15 protein-coding genes are annotated in these 16,158 nt (G+C 42.2%); 7 read left to right on the forward strand and 8 right to left on the reverse strand.

The annotated features are described in order from the left end of the window. Window positions 1-88: 88 nt before the first annotated feature. From rsmG to rpmH, 8 genes are all read right to left on the reverse strand, one after another. Window positions 89-805, reverse strand: a complete 717-nt coding sequence (gene rsmG / locus ABLT31_RS26545; protein WP_367757505.1) for a 16S rRNA (guanine(527)-N(7))-methyltransferase RsmG — start codon at window positions 803-805, stop codon at window positions 89-91. 10 nt (window positions 806-815) lie between these two features. Further along, window positions 816-2,702: a tRNA uridine-5-carboxymethylaminomethyl(34) synthesis enzyme MnmG gene (gene mnmG, locus ABLT31_RS26550; protein WP_367757507.1), complete on the reverse strand. Its 1,887-nt coding sequence runs from the start codon at window positions 2,700-2,702 to the stop codon at window positions 816-818. 13 nt (window positions 2,703-2,715) lie between these two features. Beyond that, on the reverse strand, window positions 2,716-4,092 hold the full coding sequence (mnmE, locus tag ABLT31_RS26555) for a tRNA uridine-5-carboxymethylaminomethyl(34) synthesis GTPase MnmE (protein ID WP_367757509.1): 1,377 nt from the start codon (window positions 4,090-4,092) through the stop codon (window positions 2,716-2,718). 186 nt (window positions 4,093-4,278) lie between these two features. After that, entirely contained in the window at window positions 4,279-4,899 is a 621-nt protein-coding gene (gene jag, locus ABLT31_RS26560; RefSeq protein WP_367757511.1) for an RNA-binding cell elongation regulator Jag/EloR, read from the reverse strand. Then, entirely contained in the window at window positions 4,896-5,618 is a 723-nt protein-coding gene (gene yidC, locus ABLT31_RS26565) for a membrane protein insertase YidC (protein WP_367757656.1), read from the reverse strand. Before yidC ends, jag begins: the two co-directional genes overlap by 4 nt. A 92-nt stretch (window positions 5,619-5,710) precedes the next feature. Continuing rightward, window positions 5,711-5,905 (reverse strand): membrane protein insertion efficiency factor YidD, encoded by a 195-nt coding sequence (yidD, locus tag ABLT31_RS26570; protein ID WP_367757658.1) that lies wholly within the window; start codon window positions 5,903-5,905, stop codon window positions 5,711-5,713. A 40-nt stretch (window positions 5,906-5,945) separates the two neighbouring features. Beyond that, window positions 5,946-6,287, reverse strand: coding sequence for a ribonuclease P protein component (rnpA, locus tag ABLT31_RS26575; RefSeq protein WP_367757513.1), 342 nt, complete (start codon window positions 6,285-6,287; stop codon window positions 5,946-5,948). Window positions 6,288-6,412: 125 nt separating this feature from the next. Continuing rightward, a complete protein-coding gene (gene rpmH, locus ABLT31_RS26580; protein ID WP_205668534.1) occupies window positions 6,413-6,550 on the reverse strand; it encodes a 50S ribosomal protein L34 in 138 nt (45 codons plus the stop codon). 649 nt (window positions 6,551-7,199) lie between these two features. Between rpmH and dnaA the strand changes: the two genes are divergently transcribed. The 7 genes from dnaA to gyrA all read left to right on the forward strand — a co-directional run bounded on the left by dnaA (window position 7,200) and on the right by gyrA (window position 16,074). After that, window positions 7,200-8,552, forward strand: coding sequence for a chromosomal replication initiator protein DnaA (dnaA, locus tag ABLT31_RS26585; protein ID WP_367757515.1), 1,353 nt, complete (start codon window positions 7,200-7,202; stop codon window positions 8,550-8,552). A 257-nt stretch (window positions 8,553-8,809) separates the two neighbouring features. Next, window positions 8,810-9,949 carry a DNA polymerase III subunit beta gene (gene dnaN / locus ABLT31_RS26590; RefSeq protein WP_367757517.1) on the forward strand — a complete coding sequence of 380 codons (1,140 nt, stop codon included), beginning with the start codon at window positions 8,810-8,812 and terminating at the stop codon, window positions 9,947-9,949. A 36-nt stretch (window positions 9,950-9,985) separates the two neighbouring features. Further along, window positions 9,986-10,198 (forward strand): S4 domain-containing protein YaaA, encoded by a 213-nt coding sequence (gene yaaA / locus ABLT31_RS26595; protein WP_367757661.1) that lies wholly within the window; start codon window positions 9,986-9,988, stop codon window positions 10,196-10,198. A gap of 71 nt (window positions 10,199-10,269) precedes the next feature. After that, window positions 10,270-11,385 carry a DNA replication/repair protein RecF gene (recF, locus tag ABLT31_RS26600; protein ID WP_367757519.1) on the forward strand — a complete coding sequence of 372 codons (1,116 nt, stop codon included), beginning with the start codon at window positions 10,270-10,272 and terminating at the stop codon, window positions 11,383-11,385. Between the two features lie 9 nt (window positions 11,386-11,394). Next, window positions 11,395-11,649, forward strand: coding sequence for an extracellular matrix regulator RemB (gene remB, locus ABLT31_RS26605; RefSeq protein ID WP_367757522.1), 255 nt, complete (start codon window positions 11,395-11,397; stop codon window positions 11,647-11,649). Then, a complete protein-coding gene (gene gyrB / locus ABLT31_RS26610) occupies window positions 11,649-13,565 on the forward strand; it encodes a DNA topoisomerase (ATP-hydrolyzing) subunit B (protein ID WP_462976539.1) in 1,917 nt (638 codons plus the stop codon). The genes remB and gyrB overlap by 1 nt, the downstream gene beginning before the upstream one ends. A 22-nt stretch (window positions 13,566-13,587) precedes the next feature. After that, a complete protein-coding gene (gyrA, locus tag ABLT31_RS26615; protein ID WP_367757526.1) occupies window positions 13,588-16,074 on the forward strand; it encodes a DNA gyrase subunit A in 2,487 nt (828 codons plus the stop codon). Window positions 16,075-16,158: the final 84 nt, after the last annotated feature.

The raw sequence follows: 16,158 nt of genomic DNA on the forward strand, positions 1-16,158 counted from the left end.
GCACACACGGGACTTGAACCCGATTAGTAAGATGCGCTGCCAAGCGCACAAAAAAGAGGCTAGAATATAGCCTCTCTGCTTAAATAACCTATATAATTGGTTTCTTCACTGGTGTCCCCGCTTTTCTTGGGTACCCTTTCGGAGTTGGCGTGAGCTTATTAATGAGAATAATGCTTCGTTCCGATTGCTCTGTTGGGAGCCGGAAGTTTTCCAGTTTCTCCGTCTTTCCTCCTAATGTCTTAATTGCCTTTTTTGCTTCATCTAGTTCATTGGAAGCATCTGCCCCTTTCAACACGACAAAAGAACCTCCAACCCTGGCAAACGGCATACAAAACTCGGCTAATACATTCAAGCGAGCAACTGCTCTTGCCGTAACGACATCAAATCGATCCCGATATTGAGGATTGACTCCCAATTCCTCCGCTCTCCCATGAACACAAGTGACCCCTTCAAGTTCTAATTCTTTAGCTAGGTGTTGTAAGAATGTTATTCTCTTGTTAAGAGAGTCGACAATGGTTACTTGAAGATGGGGGTGAACGATTTTAATAGGCAAGGACGGAAACCCTGCCCCTGCCCCAATATCGATTATAGTCTGGACCTTTGAAAAGTCGAAGAAGAAAGAAGCGGATAGAGAATCGAAAAAGTGCTTTTCATATACTTCGTTTTTATCCGTAATCGCTGTAAGATTAATCTTTTCATTCCATTCCACTAACAAGGTAAAATATTGATGAAACTGACTCATTTGCTGATCAGATAAGGTAATGTTCCGCTCAGCTAACTTATCTTGAAAAACCGATGGTTCCATGAAACTTCTCCTAACTGGTTACCTTATTTTTATGTTCTAGATAAATCAGGAGCACGGAAATATCTGACGGCGTTACACCTGCAATACGTGCCGCTTGACCAATGTTCAGCGGTTGGATCTTAGCTAGCTTATCTCTGGCTTCTTTAGCTAGACCCTGAAGTTGATGATAATCAATATGCGGCGGGATGGTCTTCCTCTCCATCTTTTTCATTCGCTCTACGTCTTGTAGCTGCTTGCGGATATATCCTTCATATTTAATCTGGATCTCTACTTGTTCTGCTACATCGTCTGGCACTTGAACCTCTGGGGGAGCTAATTCCACCAACTCTTTATACCTAACTTCCGGTCTTCTAAGCAAAGCGCCTAATTCTATTCCGTTATCTATCTCAGCGGATCCAACACGCCTCAAAAACTCCTGAACATGTGCATCAGGTTTTACCTTCGTAGTCATTAAGCGTTCTTTTTCTAATTCGATTAATCGTTTCTTTTCCGTAAATTTTGTATATCTTTTTTCAGGTATTAGTCCGATTTCATACCCTTTATCCGTAAGTCGTAAATCCGCATTGTCATGGCGAAGTAAGAGTCGATATTCCGCTCTAGAGGTAAGAAGACGATACGGCTCTAGCGTTCCTTTCGTAACCAAGTCATCAATCATGACGCCAATATAAGCTTCTGAACGGTCTAAGATTAGAGGTTCTTTTCCTTGTACCTTTAAGGCTGCATTAATCCCTGCCATTAGCCCTTGCCCAGCCGCTTCTTCATACCCTGAAGTACCATTAAGCTGTCCGGCTGTAAAAAGATTTTCTACTCTTTTGGTTTCGAGTGTAGGCCAAAGTTGAGAAGGAACAACCGCATCATATTCAATGGCATAGCCGGTTCGCATCATTTTCACATTTTCCATTCCAGGAACACTTCTTAACATTTGAAGCTGTACGTCCTCAGGTAAACTTGTAGAAAATCCTTGAACATACATTTCTAATGTATTTCTTCCTTCTGGCTCTAAGAAAATCTGATGCCTTGGCTTATCATTGAATCGAACGATCTTATCTTCTATTGACGGACAATATCTTGGACCCGTTCCTTCTATAACCCCAGAGAACATAGGGGCCCGATGAAGATTAGAATTAATAATTTCATGGGTTTCGGAACTGGTATAGGTCAGCCAGCAAGGAATTTGGTTGGGTACTTCCTCCGTCGTATCATAAGAGAAAAATTGCGGATTTTCATCCCCCGGCTGAATTTCCATCTTACTAAAGTCGACCGTCTGCTGGTTTACGCGAGGAGGGGTTCCCGTTTTAAAACGGACTAACTCAAACCCTAAATCCTTTAAATTGTGAGAAAGGTTAACCGAAGGAGCCATATTATTAGGACCACTCTCGTATTGAAGCTCTCCGATAATAATCCTTCCTCTTAAATAGGTTCCTGTTGTCAACACAACTGCTTTCGAAGTATATCTTGCACCGGTTTTGGTAATAACCCCTTCACATACCCCTTCATTCACGATAAGTTCTTCTACCAGACCTTGCCTTAACATGAGATTTGGAGTATTTTCAATGGTTTCTTTCATTCGATGCTGATACAGAAACTTATCTGCTTGAGCACGCAGCGCATGCACAGCGGGACCTTTTCCTGTATTCAACATCCTCATTTGAATATAGGTTTGATCTATATTCCTCCCCATTTCCCCTCCTAACGCATCAATTTCCCGGACCACATGTCCTTTCGCCGGTCCTCCAATCGATGGATTACATGGCATATAGGCCACGGCATCTAAGTTAATGGTTAGCAGGAGAGTACTACAACCCATCCTTGCTGCTGCCAAAGCCGCCTCTGCTCCTGCATGCCCTGCCCCGACTACAATAACATCAAACGAGCCTGCATCATATTGTGATACCATAAGACTCCCCTCCTTATTTTCCTAGACAAAATTGTGAGAAAATCTGATCTAATAAGCTGTCGCTAGCCGTATCCCCTACGATCTCACCAAGAAGCTCCCAAGTTTGCTTCAAATCAAAAGCAGAAATATCCACAGGCATTCCAGACCCAATGCTTTCTGCGAAATCCTCCATCGCTTTAATTGAATCCTTTAGTAAAGCAATATGCCTCGCGTTGCTAACATAAGTTTGATCTTCTTGCATGACTTGTCCTTGAAAGAACAAATTGGCTATGGCTTGCTCGAGATCTTCAATGCCCTCTTCCTCTTTTACTGAGGTTGTAATTAGCGTAAGATTAGGAACAAGGGATTGCAGCTCCTCCATCTTTAGCTGTTGCGGTAAGTCAATTTTGTTTATGATTACTATTGTATTTAAACCTTTTACTAATTCCAATAAAGTCTTATCCTCTTCAGAGAGTTCTTCATTGTAATTTAAGACTAAAAGAATAAGATCGGCTTCCTTTAACATTTGCCGGGATTTTTCAACCCCGATCCGTTCTACAATATCTTCAGTTTCACGAATCCCAGCGGTATCGACTAACCGCAACGGTACGCCTTTTACATTTACATACTCCTCAATAACATCCCTTGTGGTTCCTGGAATTTCCGTAACAATAGCCCGATTCTCATGGATCAAGCTGTTAAGCAATGATGATTTCCCTACATTCGGCCGGCCAACAATGACCGTGGATAAACCTTCTCTAAGAATCTTTCCTTGCTCTGAAGTTCGTACAAGTCGCAGAATCTCTTCTTTTATTAGTTCGCTTTTTTCTAATAACATGTTTCGGGTTACCGATTCCACATCATGTTCTGGATAATCTATATTCACTTCGATATGGGCTAACAACTCCAAAATATTTTGCCTTAAGCGATGTATTAGTCTCGACAGCTTTCCTTCCACTTGATGCAAAGCCACTTTCATCGCCCGATCTGTCTTGGCACGAATCAAGTCAATAACAGCCTCTGCCTGAGAAAGATCGATTCTCCCATTTAAAAAAGCCCTTTTTGTAAATTCCCCAGGCTCAGCCAGCCTTGCCCCATTTTCTAAAACCAATTGCAACGTACGATTAACCGAAACGATCCCTCCGTGGCAATTAATTTCTACCACATCCTCTTTGGTAAACGTACGCGGCGCTCTCATAACCGTTACCATTGCTTCTTCCTGAATCGTTCCCTCTCCGGGCTCGATTAAATAACCATAATGGATCGTATGAGTATCCACAGTGGATAACTTATGTTTTCCTTTAAATATTTTATCCACAACCTCAACGGAATCGGGTCCACTTACGCGGATAATACCTATCCCTCCCTCTCCCATGGGCGTGGCAATGGCTGCAATCGTATCAAATTCCATAACAATACTGCTCCTTATATAAAAATGCCTTAGTATATAGATTTCCCTAAAATATTAGAATATCATACCAGCAGAATAAGAAAAAGCCTCCAGACCAGCTATTTTGAATAAATATACAACAAGATTTCCATTAAACAAAAAGCTCCTTGTACAAAAGTTATACAAGGAGCTTTTTTACTGTCTTATTTATTTTTTGGATTGAATCACAATGTAACGGTTAGGATCTTCCCCTTCACTATATGTGCTGATGTTCTTTCGATCCTGTAAAAAGGTATGAATGACTTTCCGTTCATGAGATGGCATCGGCTCCAGCTTAACTACCTGACCGGTTTTTATGGCCTTATGAGCCAGTCGATCCGCTAACTGCTCCAGGGTTTGTCTTCGCTTAAGCCGATAATTTTCCGCATCCAATACAATCCGCAAATAGGATTCCGAATGCTTGTTCCCTACCGTATTAACTAAGAATTGTAAAGAGTCTAAGGTTTGTCCGCGTCTTCCAATAATAATCCCTAGATCCTCCCCAACGATATTAAACAAGATCGCATCCTTTTCCTTTTTCACTTCAATGGAAGCCGTAACATTCATCGCCGTTAAGATATCTTGCAAAAACGTTTTTGCTTCATCGACCGGATCAATCTTACGCTCTACTTCCAATTTGGCCAGCCGGGCGCCAATTAAGCCAAAAAAACCTTTCGTGGGCTCTTCTAGGATGGTTACGGTTACTTGGTTCTTTTCAGCATTTAACTGTTTAAGTGCCAAGGCAATGGCTTCATCAACCGTTTTGGCGGTAACCGTTACTTTATTCACTTCTTTTTAACCTCCTGAGCTGGAACCGGTGTGTTCCCTTTAATAAAAAAGGTCTGAACAATTGTAAAGATATTACCAAATACCCAATATAAAGATAGCGCAGAAGGAAGGGTCACAGCGATTACTAAAATCATAATCGGCATAATGACAAGCATCATCTGCATTTGTGGATTTGGAGGCATTCCTGTGCCCATCATTTTACTTTGGAAATAGGTCGTTACCGCGGCAAGAATCGGCAAGATATAAAAAGGATCGGGTTGTCCTAGCTGCATCCAAAGAAAACTATGCTCCCGAACGTGCTCATTGCGCATAATGGCTTGATAAAAGGCGATCAGGATGGGCATCTGCACCAACAAAGGCAAGCATCCAGCCAATGGATTGACATTATGCTTTTGAAATAACTTTAAAGTTTCTTCTTGGATCTTTTGCTGATTATCTTTATACTTATCCCTGATCTTTTGCAATTCAGGCTGAATAGCCTGCATGGCTTTGGAACTCTTTAATTGCTTAATCATTAAAGGCAATACAGCAAGACGAATGATAATCGTCGTTGCCAAAATCCCTAACCCATAGCTTCCCCATAGAATTAAGGCAGTCTCATCAATCAGCCAGGATAGAGGAAAGACAAAATAACGATCCCAAAAACCACCTGTATTCGGATCAATCGGTGGCGGATTGGTCATATAATCCGTGCCGCAACCGGTTAGGAGAAGCACCATAAAAACAATAGAAATAAAGGTATAGCTTTTCTTCTTCCCAAAAAGCAAGAAAACTCCTCCTTGCACTGATATGAATAATATGTATATACAAATTAAGGAACAGGATCATAGCCTCCTGCATGAAAAGGATGGCATCTTCCTATTCTTTTTGCCGTTAGCCAAGTCCCTTTTAAGGCTCCAAACTTTCCAATGGCTTCCAATCCGTAAGCAGAGCATGTTGGGTAGAAACGGCAGCTTGGCGGTTTTAAGGGAGAAATGCCTTTTCTGTAAAACTGGATGGCACCCATAAGCAATCGCTTCACAAACCCTTCCTCCTTTAATGTCTTTTTAGGATAGGAGCTTTGCTTTTTTTAAGCAATGGGTTAAACTAGCCGACAATTCGTGATAGTCCATCTCTGCTACAGGAATTCTGGCAATAATCACAAGATCCCCTCTCCACTTCATTTGTGGAACAAGCAATCTGGAAGCTTCCCGAATTAATCTTTTCACACGATTTCTAACTACAGCCTTTCCGATCTTCTTTGAAACGGAAATCCCGATTCGAATATGCTCTTGTCCCTCTTTGGGCAGCATATACACTACAAATTGGCGGTTAGCTGCTGATTTCCCCTGCTGAAAAACCTTTTGAAACTCATTTTGATCACGCAAACGATGTTGACTTTGTAGCATAAACAAACCCCTATCCCCTGTAAGTTGGTTCCTCTTTTAAAGATTATGGGAATGCAGAGGTGGGAATAAACCCCAATAAACAGAAAAAAGCCTTGAATTGTAGAAAGGCCACTTGCAAAAGTGGCCTAGGCAGATAATACTTTTCTTCCTTTTCTACGACGCGCAGCTAGAACTTTACGACCGTTCTTCGTGCTCATTCTCTTACGGAATCCGTGCACCTTCTTGCGCTTACGATTATTCGGACTAAACGTTGGTTTCATTATATCCACCTCCCTTGAGGAATAACACCTATTCTAACACTCAGACCAGCTAGATCCTCTTTTAAAAATATCCCAAATAGGATCCTTCAATCATATTGAGTGCTGCCTTTCACTCCTTGCAGCTCAACTGCAAAGAATCTCAAGACATTCTCGATTATTATATTCCTTCTGCCTAGCCCTGTCAAGAATATAGCCTGTCCATTTCTTGGTCCTTGCATATCTACTGTATTACTAGTGAATGATACAGGTCAGTAATCCTTTATACCTACCTTAAATTATTTCCCAAACCACCGTGTGGAAAACCGTGAAACAATTTTCGTCGGATATCGACAGGGTTATCCGGCTGATATCCACATAATATAGTGGTGTGAACAAAAATAGACCACAATTTGTGGTGCTTGTGGATAAATCAGAAAAACCCATTGATATAAAGACTTTTATTTGCTATCATAGTTGTGTTTTCACTCGTGGATAAGTTGGATAGGATAGATGAGTTTTCCACAATCTGTGGATAGATTTGTGGACAATTATCCACTATTGTGAGTATTAACAACTATAGATATGTGGATGATGAGCGAATGTTGTCGAATATAGAGAAAAATAAGCTTTTCTTATACACATTTAATGTGCATAAGTATTTGGGGGGAATGATATGAAAGGGATTCAGAAAGTATGGGATAAGGCCCTTGCCATGATTGAGACAAAATTAAGTAAACCTAGCTTTGAAACATGGTTAAAATCTACGAAGGCCATTGCCCTTGACGATGATACCTTATTCATTTCAGCTCCCAATGAGTTTTCGAGAGATTGGCTAGAATCACGCTATGCTCAATTAATTGGCGAAACATTGTATGAGATAACTGGCGAAACTATGAAAGTTAAAATCGTAACTTCCGATTCGGATGCGAATATTAAGTCCAAGGCACCTAAGAAGGTAGAGGATAAAAGGTCCTATTCCTCCGATGACCCTGGACCCGGACATATGCTTAATCCTAAATATGTGTTCGATACTTTTGTCATTGGTACAGGTAATCGGTTTGCCCATGCAGCATCCCTGGCTGTAGCCGAGGCTCCGGCGAAAGCATACAACCCCCTATTTATTTATGGTGGTGTAGGTTTAGGAAAAACCCACTTGATGCACGCCATCGGCCATTATGTCTTAGAGCATAACCCGTCGGCCAAAGTCGTCTATCTCTCTTCTGAAAAATTTACGAATGAATTCATCAATAGCATTCGAGATAATAAAGCGGTTGACTTCCGCAATAAGTATCGCAGTGTAGATGTTTTATTAATAGATGATATTCAGTTTTTAGCGGGGAAAGAACAAACTCAAGAGGAGTTTTTCCATACATTTAATGCACTGCATGATGAGAGCAAGCAAATCGTCATCTCCAGTGATCGGCCGCCTAAGGAAATTCCAACCTTAGAGGATCGGTTAAGATCCCGTTTTGAATGGGGGCTCATTACCGATATTCAGCCGCCAGACCTGGAGACAAGAATAGCCATCCTTAGAAAGAAGGCTAAAGCAGAAAATCTCGACATAGCCAACGAAGTGATGGTTTATATTGCGAACCAGATTGATACCAACATCCGTGAGCTGGAAGGTGCACTTATCCGTGTTGTTGCTTATTCCTCTTTAATTAATCGCGATATTGACGTAGATCTGGCGACAGAAGCGTTAAAGGACATTATTCCTTCTAACAAGCCTAGAGTGATTTCGATTTTGGATATACAGCGAGTGGTAGGAGAGCACTTCGGGGTAAAACTAGAGGACTTTAAAGCGAAAAAACGCAATAAATCCATTGCTTATCCGCGGCAAATCGCCATGTACTTATCTCGTGAGCTGACCGATTACTCTCTTCCAAAGATTGGTGACGAGTTTGGCGGAAGGGACCACACGACCGTCATTCATGCCAATGAGAAAATTTCTACGGAACTGCAGTCCAACCATTCACTGCAAGATACAGTAAAAGAATTAATTGATAAAATTAAAAATGTAAAATAAAGCAGCCTTTAACCTGTGAATACAGGAGACAGTCTAACCACAAGTTATCCACATGTGGACAGGCTGTCTCTTTATTTCTTTTCTTCTGTTATCCACAAACTCACAGGCCCTACTACTATTACTGTTAAAAAAAAGATATAGATAAGTTATAATATTAAAGATTGGACTTCTCTACGAGATAATTTAGAACCTGCTGAGGAAACGAAGCTGAAGTTATAGTTCCGATAGTTTGAAAAAGAAATAAGGGGGTACTACACGTGCACTTAATGATTAATCGAGACATCATGACAGCAGCAATAAATGACGTTAGTAAAGCCGTGTCTTCACGAACTACGATTCCCATTTTGACAGGGATTAAAATAAGCAGCCATTCTGAAGGAATCACTCTTACTGCCAGTGATTCTGATATTTCGATTGAATACACCATTCCCCTGGAGTTGGAGGGAGATCTTTATGTTGATATTAAGCAGCATGGAAGCATTGTCCTTCCAGCTCGTTATTTAAACGATATTGTACGCCGCTTACCTGGAGAATTTGTTGAATTAGAGGTAGGCGATCGGTTCCAAACGATTCTGCGTTCTGGAAAGTCAGAGTTTAACTTAAATGGATTAGATCCTGAAGATTTCCCGAGACTTCCTCAGATTGAAGAAGAAAAGGTGTTTAGTTTACCTTCTGATATTCTAAAAACAATGGTCAAGCAAACAGGCTTTGCTGCAGCAACAACGGAACTGCGGCCGATCCTGACAGGGATTATGTGGTCCTTACAAGGAGATGAACTGCGATTTGTGGCTACTGATAGTCATCGTTTGGCGAGCAAAAGATCTTTTGTGGAAGCTTCTTCCGATCTAGCCTTAGATAACATTGTTACACCGGGAAAAAGTATGCAGGAGTTAAATAAAATTTTGCCTGATAATGACACTTTAGTTGATATTGTTGTTACCGATAACCAAATTCTATTTAAAACCCAGCGTATCTTGTTTTACTCACGCTTATTGAATGGAACCTACCCAGATGTAAACCGTATTATTCCACAACAGAGTAAAACGGATATAATTTTAAATACAAAAGAGTTTCTACATGCGATAGAAAGGGCATCCTTATTAGCAAAGGATGGAAAAAACAATGTAGTCAAGTTTTCCGTTAGCCCTGATTCCCTTGTCGAACTTTCTTCTATTTCTCCCGAGGTTGGAAAAGTTACGGAAGAGCTTCAAGCAACAATGATTGAGGGAGAAGAATTAAAAATCTCTTTTAATGCCAAGTATATGCTTGATACACTAAGGGTTATTGATAGTGAAGAAGTGAAAATTCGCTTTACGGGTGCGATGAGCCCTTTTATTATTCATCCTACAGAGCATGAGCATAGCTTGTATCTCATATTGCCGGTAAGAACTTACTAATTCCAAAATGATGGGGTGTATCCATTGAATCAAGAAATGGTTCAGATTCGTGATGAATATATTACACTAGGGCAGTTTATTAAGCTGGTAGGCCTTGTGGATACAGGAGGGCAAGCCAAAGTGTTTTTAGAGGAAGCTCAAATTTCCGTTAATGGAGAAGCAGAGAATCGTCGGGGAAAGAAACTTTACCCCGATGATCGCATCGAAATTGATGGAACGCATGCTTATGTGATTGGCCGTTCCTCTTAAGATGTCTTCCCTGGCAGACTCAAGCAGCCTGCATACGTAAAACTCGGTTTACCAAAGGGAGGATCCCTGTAGTGTTTCTGAAGGAACTCGATATAAAGCACTTTAGGAATTATGGGCAGCAAAAACTAACGTTTAATCAAAATATTACCCTTTTTCTCGGACAAAACGCGCAGGGCAAAACCAACCTTATGGAGTCTATCTATGTTTTAGCACTAACTAAATCACACCGATCCACGAAAGACAAAGAATGGATCAACTGGGATGAGGAGTTTAGTTGGATTAAAGCAACGGTTCAGAGAAAAAGAGGTCCCCTCCAGTTGGAAATACAGTTGACTGGGAAGGGAAAAAAAGCGAAAATAAATGGGTTGGAGCAAAAAAAGCTAAGCGATTATATTGGAGCTATGAATGTGGTCATGTTCGCTCCAGAGGATCTCAGTATTGTGAAAGGGACCCCTCAGCAGAGACGCAAGTTTATTGATATGGAAATCGGACAAGTTTCACCGATGTATATTCACTTGCTATCACAGTACCAAAAGGTACTAACCCAAAGAAACCAATGCCTGAAAGATGCGTTTAAAAACAAAAAATATATAGGCTTTTTGGATGTGTTGAATGAACAACTAGCCGAATTAGCCGTTAAGATCATTTCTCGAAGAATAGATTTCCTTGAAAAAATGGGAATTTGGGCCAATAACGTTCATCAGGATATCACGCAACGGAAAGAAACGTTAACGATTCAATATCACCCTTCTTTTAGCGTGGATCGGCTCCTGCCCCTGTCCGAATCGATTGCACAGTTTGTCCAGCAATTGGAACAGCTAAAGGAAAAGGAGCTGGCACGTGGTACGACATTGCTTGGTCCTCATCGGGATGATCTTAGTTTTCACATTAATGGGACGAATGTTCAGCAATATGGCTCCCAGGGGCAACAGAGGACCACAGCCCTTTCCTTGAAATTAGCAGAGATACAATTGATTTATGAGGAAATCGGAGAATATCCGATTCTTTTGTTGGATGATGTCCTTTCTGAGTTAGATGCTTCACGCCAGTCTCATTTATTGGATGCAATCAAGGACAAGGTTCAAACCTTTGTGACTGCAACCGGCGTAGAAGGGCTCCATCATCAAACGTTGGAGGATGCTTCGATCTTCCGGGTTCAATCCGGCAATGCCATCATGGAGAAATGAGGTGGGATTTTGTTTATTCATTTAGGCGGAGATACAGTAGTTCGGTCTACCGATGTGATTGCTATTATTGATAATCATATGGAGTCATCAAAAATCACAAAAGAATTCCTCGATCAAAAGGACGGAGAGCAGCTACTGATTCGCATCAGTAAAGAAGAAACGAAGTCTTATGTCATTATGCGTGATAAAGTATATTGTTCCCCGATCTCCTCTTTAACGTTAAAGAGAAGAGCGAATTTTGTCAGCAGTTTAGAGAGTAGGTGATTGGCTTGACGACTGAAAATCATTCATATGATGCAAGTCAAATTCAGGTGTTGGAAGGTCTGGAAGCCGTTCGGAAGCGTCCAGGGATGTATATTGGGTCAACGAGCAGCAGAGGGCTTCACCATTTGGTTTGGGAGGCGGTCGATAATAGCATCGATGAAGCCTTGGCTGGATACTGTACCGACGTTGTAGTAACCATTCATCCAGACAATAGTATTTCGGTCATTGATAACGGTCGTGGAATTCCGACAGGCATTCATGAAAAGACAGGTAAATCTACGGTAGAAACTGTACTAACCGTTCTTCATGCTGGAGGAAAATTCGGAGGGGAAGGTTATAAAGTATCCGGTGGACTCCATGGTGTAGGGATCTCCGTTGTTAATGCTTTATCTGAATGGGTAGAAGTGGAAGTCAGACGAAATGGGCACATCCACCAACAACGCTTTACATTCGGGAATCCCGAAGGAGATCTGCACATTATCGGTGACACGGAAGAAACAGGAACGAAGGTAACATTTAAGCCTGACCCGCAAATTTTCACCGAAACTACGGTTTTTGAGTATGATATTTTGCAAAAAAGACTGCGAGAGCTCGCTTTCTTAAATAAAGGCATCCGTATTTCCCTTGTTGATGAGAGGAATGATCGAAGCGATTCCTATAAGTTTGATGGCGGGATTGTTTCTTTTGTTCAGCATTTAGATAAAAACAAAGAAAGCATATTAGAAGACCCGATCTACATCTCCACCGAAAAAGATGGTTTATTTGTAGAAGTGGCTATTCAATATAACGATAGCTTCGTCAGTAATCTATACTCCTATGCGAACAACATTCATACCCATGAGGGTGGAACGCATGAGTCTGGATTTAAGAGCGCACTAACGAGGGTTATTAATGATTACGCGCGTAAACACAATCTCCTCAAGGAGAAGGATGATAACCTTACGGGAGATGATGTGAGGGAGGGCTTAACGGCTATTATCAGCGTGAAGATCCCGGATCCCCAATTTGAAGGGCAAACCAAAACCAAGCTAGGAAACAGTGAAGCAAGGAGCATTACAGAGTCTATCTTTGGCGTTCACTTCATGGATTATCTCAATGAGCATCCTTCAGAGGCTAGGAAAATCGTGGATAAAGCGATGATGGCCTCACGTGCGAGAGAAGCCGCTAAAAAGGCGAGAGAGTTGACACGCCGGAAGAGTGCGCTTGAGGTGAGTGCCCTTCCTGGGAAACTAGCGGACTGTTCATCTAAGGATCCATCGATCAGTGAAATTTATATCGTTGAAGGGGACTCAGCGGGCGGATCTGCTAAACAAGGACGTGATCGTCATTATCAAGCCATCCTGCCTCTGCGCGGAAAAGTCATCAATGTGGAGAAAGCTCGTCTTGACAAGATTCTTTCCAACAATGAGATTCGTACCATCATTACGGCTTTCGGGACAGGAATTGGAGAAGATTTTGATATTGCGAAAGCAAGGTACCACAAGATCATTATCATGACCGATGCGGATGTGGATGGAGCTCACATACGTACGCTGTTGTTAACGTTCTTGTACCGCTATATGAAACCATTAATCGAGGAAGGCTATATCTATATTGCCCAGCCCCCTCTCTATAAGATTTCTCAAGGAAAGAATATCCGATATGCCTATACGGATGATCAGCTAAGGGCGACATTGAAAGAAATTGGCGATAAACCGGAGCCTAATATTCAACGGTATAAAGGTTTGGGAGAGATGAATCCGGATCAGCTTTGGGAGACGACCATGGATCCTGAGAGTCGCACCTTGCTTCGCGTAAGTCTTGAGGATGCGATGGAAGCAGATGAAATCTTCGATACCTTGATGGGCGATCGGGTTGAGCCACGCCGTGACTTCATCCAGGATAATGCGCAGTACGCAGTGAATTTGGACATATAGGACGATACGGAGGTAAAGCGGAATGGCTGAAGAGCAACGTTCCAACATAATAGATAGAAATATCGCTCAGGAAATGCGGGAGTCCTTCTTGGGATATGCCATGAGCGTCATCGTAAGCCGAGCTCTGCCAGATGTCCGAGACGGGCTAAAGCCGGTACACCGCCGGATTCTTTTTGCCATGAACGAGATGGGAATGACGCCGGATAAACCTTTTAAAAAGTCAGCTAGAATCGTTGGGGATGTTATCGGTAAATATCATCCCCATGGTGATTCAGCTGTCTATGAGACGATGGTGCGTATGGCCCAAGATTTCTCATACCGCTATCCTCTTGTAGAAGGTCATGGAAACTTTGGATCCATTGATGGTGACCCAGCAGCGGCGATGAGATACACGGAAGCAAGGCTGTCGAAGATTTCCACTGAATTGCTTCGAGATATTAATAAAGACACGATTGACTATGGACCGAACTATGACGGGAATGAAAAAGAGCCCCTTGTCCTTCCTGCCCGCTTTCCTAACCTTCTAGTGAATGGAGCAGCAGGTATTGCTGTCGGAATGGCCACCAATATTCCCCCTCACAATCTGGGGGAAGTCATTGATGGGGTTCTCTTGCTTATCGATCATGAAGAGGTAACGATTCGTGATCTTATGGAAATCGTCAAGGGACCGGATTTTCCAACGGCGGCTCAGATTATGGGACGAAGTGGAATCTATCGGGCATATGAAACCGGCCGTGGTAGCATCACGGTTAGAGCAAAGGCCAATGTGGAAGAAGTCAAAGGGAAGTTCCGCATCGTCGTTGAAGAAATACCGTATCAAGTCAACAAAGCGAAACTTATTGAACGGATAGCGGAACTGGTTAGAGATAAGAAAATAGAGGGCATTACCGACCTGCGCGATGAATCTGACCGTAATGGGATGAGTATCGTCATGGAGTTGAGAAGGGATGTTAACCCACAGGTTCTCTTAAACAACTTGTACAAGCAGACGGCCCTCCAAACGACCTTTGGGGTCAATATGCTTGCCTTAGTGAATGGACAGCCTAAGGTATTAAATCTCAAGGAAATTCTAACCCATTATCTAGATCATCAAAGAGTAGTTATTCGTCGCCGCACCGAGTTTGAGCTTCGCAAGGCGGAAGCTAGGGCTCATATTTTGGAAGGCTTGCGGATTGCTCTCGACCATATTGATGAAATTATCACATTGATTCGAAGCTCGCGAACAACGGAAGAAGCACGCAATGGCCTAATGGACAGATTTTCCTTAAGCTATGAGCAGGCCCAGGCTATTCTCGATATGAGACTACAGCGTTTAACCGGTTTAGAGCGGGATAAAATCGAAGAGGAATATCAGGAGCTTGTGAAGAAAATCGCTGAATTGAAAGCAATCCTAGCCGATGAAAAGAAAATCCTGGCGATCATACGAGAAGAATTGCTAGAGGTAAGAGAAAGATTTGCTGATGCGCGCCGGACGGAAATTGCTGAATCAGAAGATCTTATTGAAATCGAAGATTTAATTCCAGAAGATGAAGTATGTATCACTCTTACCCATAATGGCTATATCAAGCGTCTGCCTCTTTCAACTTATAAGAGCCAGCGTAGAGGAGGCCGGGGGATTCAGGGAGCAGAAGCAAAGGAAAATGACTTCGTTCAGAATCTTTATGTTACCCATTCCCATAATTATTTATTAATCTTTACGAACCGTGGGAAGGTTTATCGCATTAAAGCCTACGAAGTCCCCGAGTTCAGCCGGACAGCCCGTGGAACCCCGATTATCAATTTAATACAGATTGAGCAAGGGGAGTATGTCAAAGCCGTCATCCCTGTTAAGGATTTCTCCGAAGATCATTATCTATTCTTTGCGACCCAGCATGGGATTGTCAAACGGACAGATCTGAAGGCCTTCGAGAATATTCGCAAGGGTGGTTTATTTGCAATTAATATCAAAGAGGATGACGAACTGGTTGGTGTGGTATTGACAGATGGCAAACAGGATCTGATCATGGGTACTAAACATGGGATGTCTATCCGCTTTAACGAAAATGATGTTCGATCTATGGGCCGCTCCGCTACAGGGGTTAAAGGAATATCCCTAGACGATGATGATCAAGTCATTGACATGGATCTGATCGAAGAAGGGGCAGATGTCCTTATTGTGACTTCAAGGGGTTATGGAAAGCGAACTCCAGAAGCCGATTACCGCATCCAGTCACGTGGAGGCAAGGGGATTAAGACGTTAAATGTGACGGAGCGTAATGGATACATTGTAGCTTTGAAGGTCGTAAATGAGGCAAATGACCTCATGATCGTAACAGAGGCCGGTGTTATTATCCGCCTTGAAATCAGCGGTATTTCCACAATGGGCAGAAATACGCAAGGGGTTAAGCTGATTCGGATTGAAAACGATCAGGAGGTAGCTTCTGTAGCCAAAGTGGAGAGCACGGGTGATAAAGAGGATGAAGAAGAGGATATTCTAGAAGATACAAACGAAGAGCAAAACTTAGAATAAGAAAAGCTTCTATTGGAATCTTTTCAATGCCTCCAGGAAAGTTTTGTTCGCTTTAAAACTTTAGAGAACTTAAACTTTCCTTCA

The sequence above is a fragment of the Ammoniphilus soli genome, from assembly GCF_040813775.1.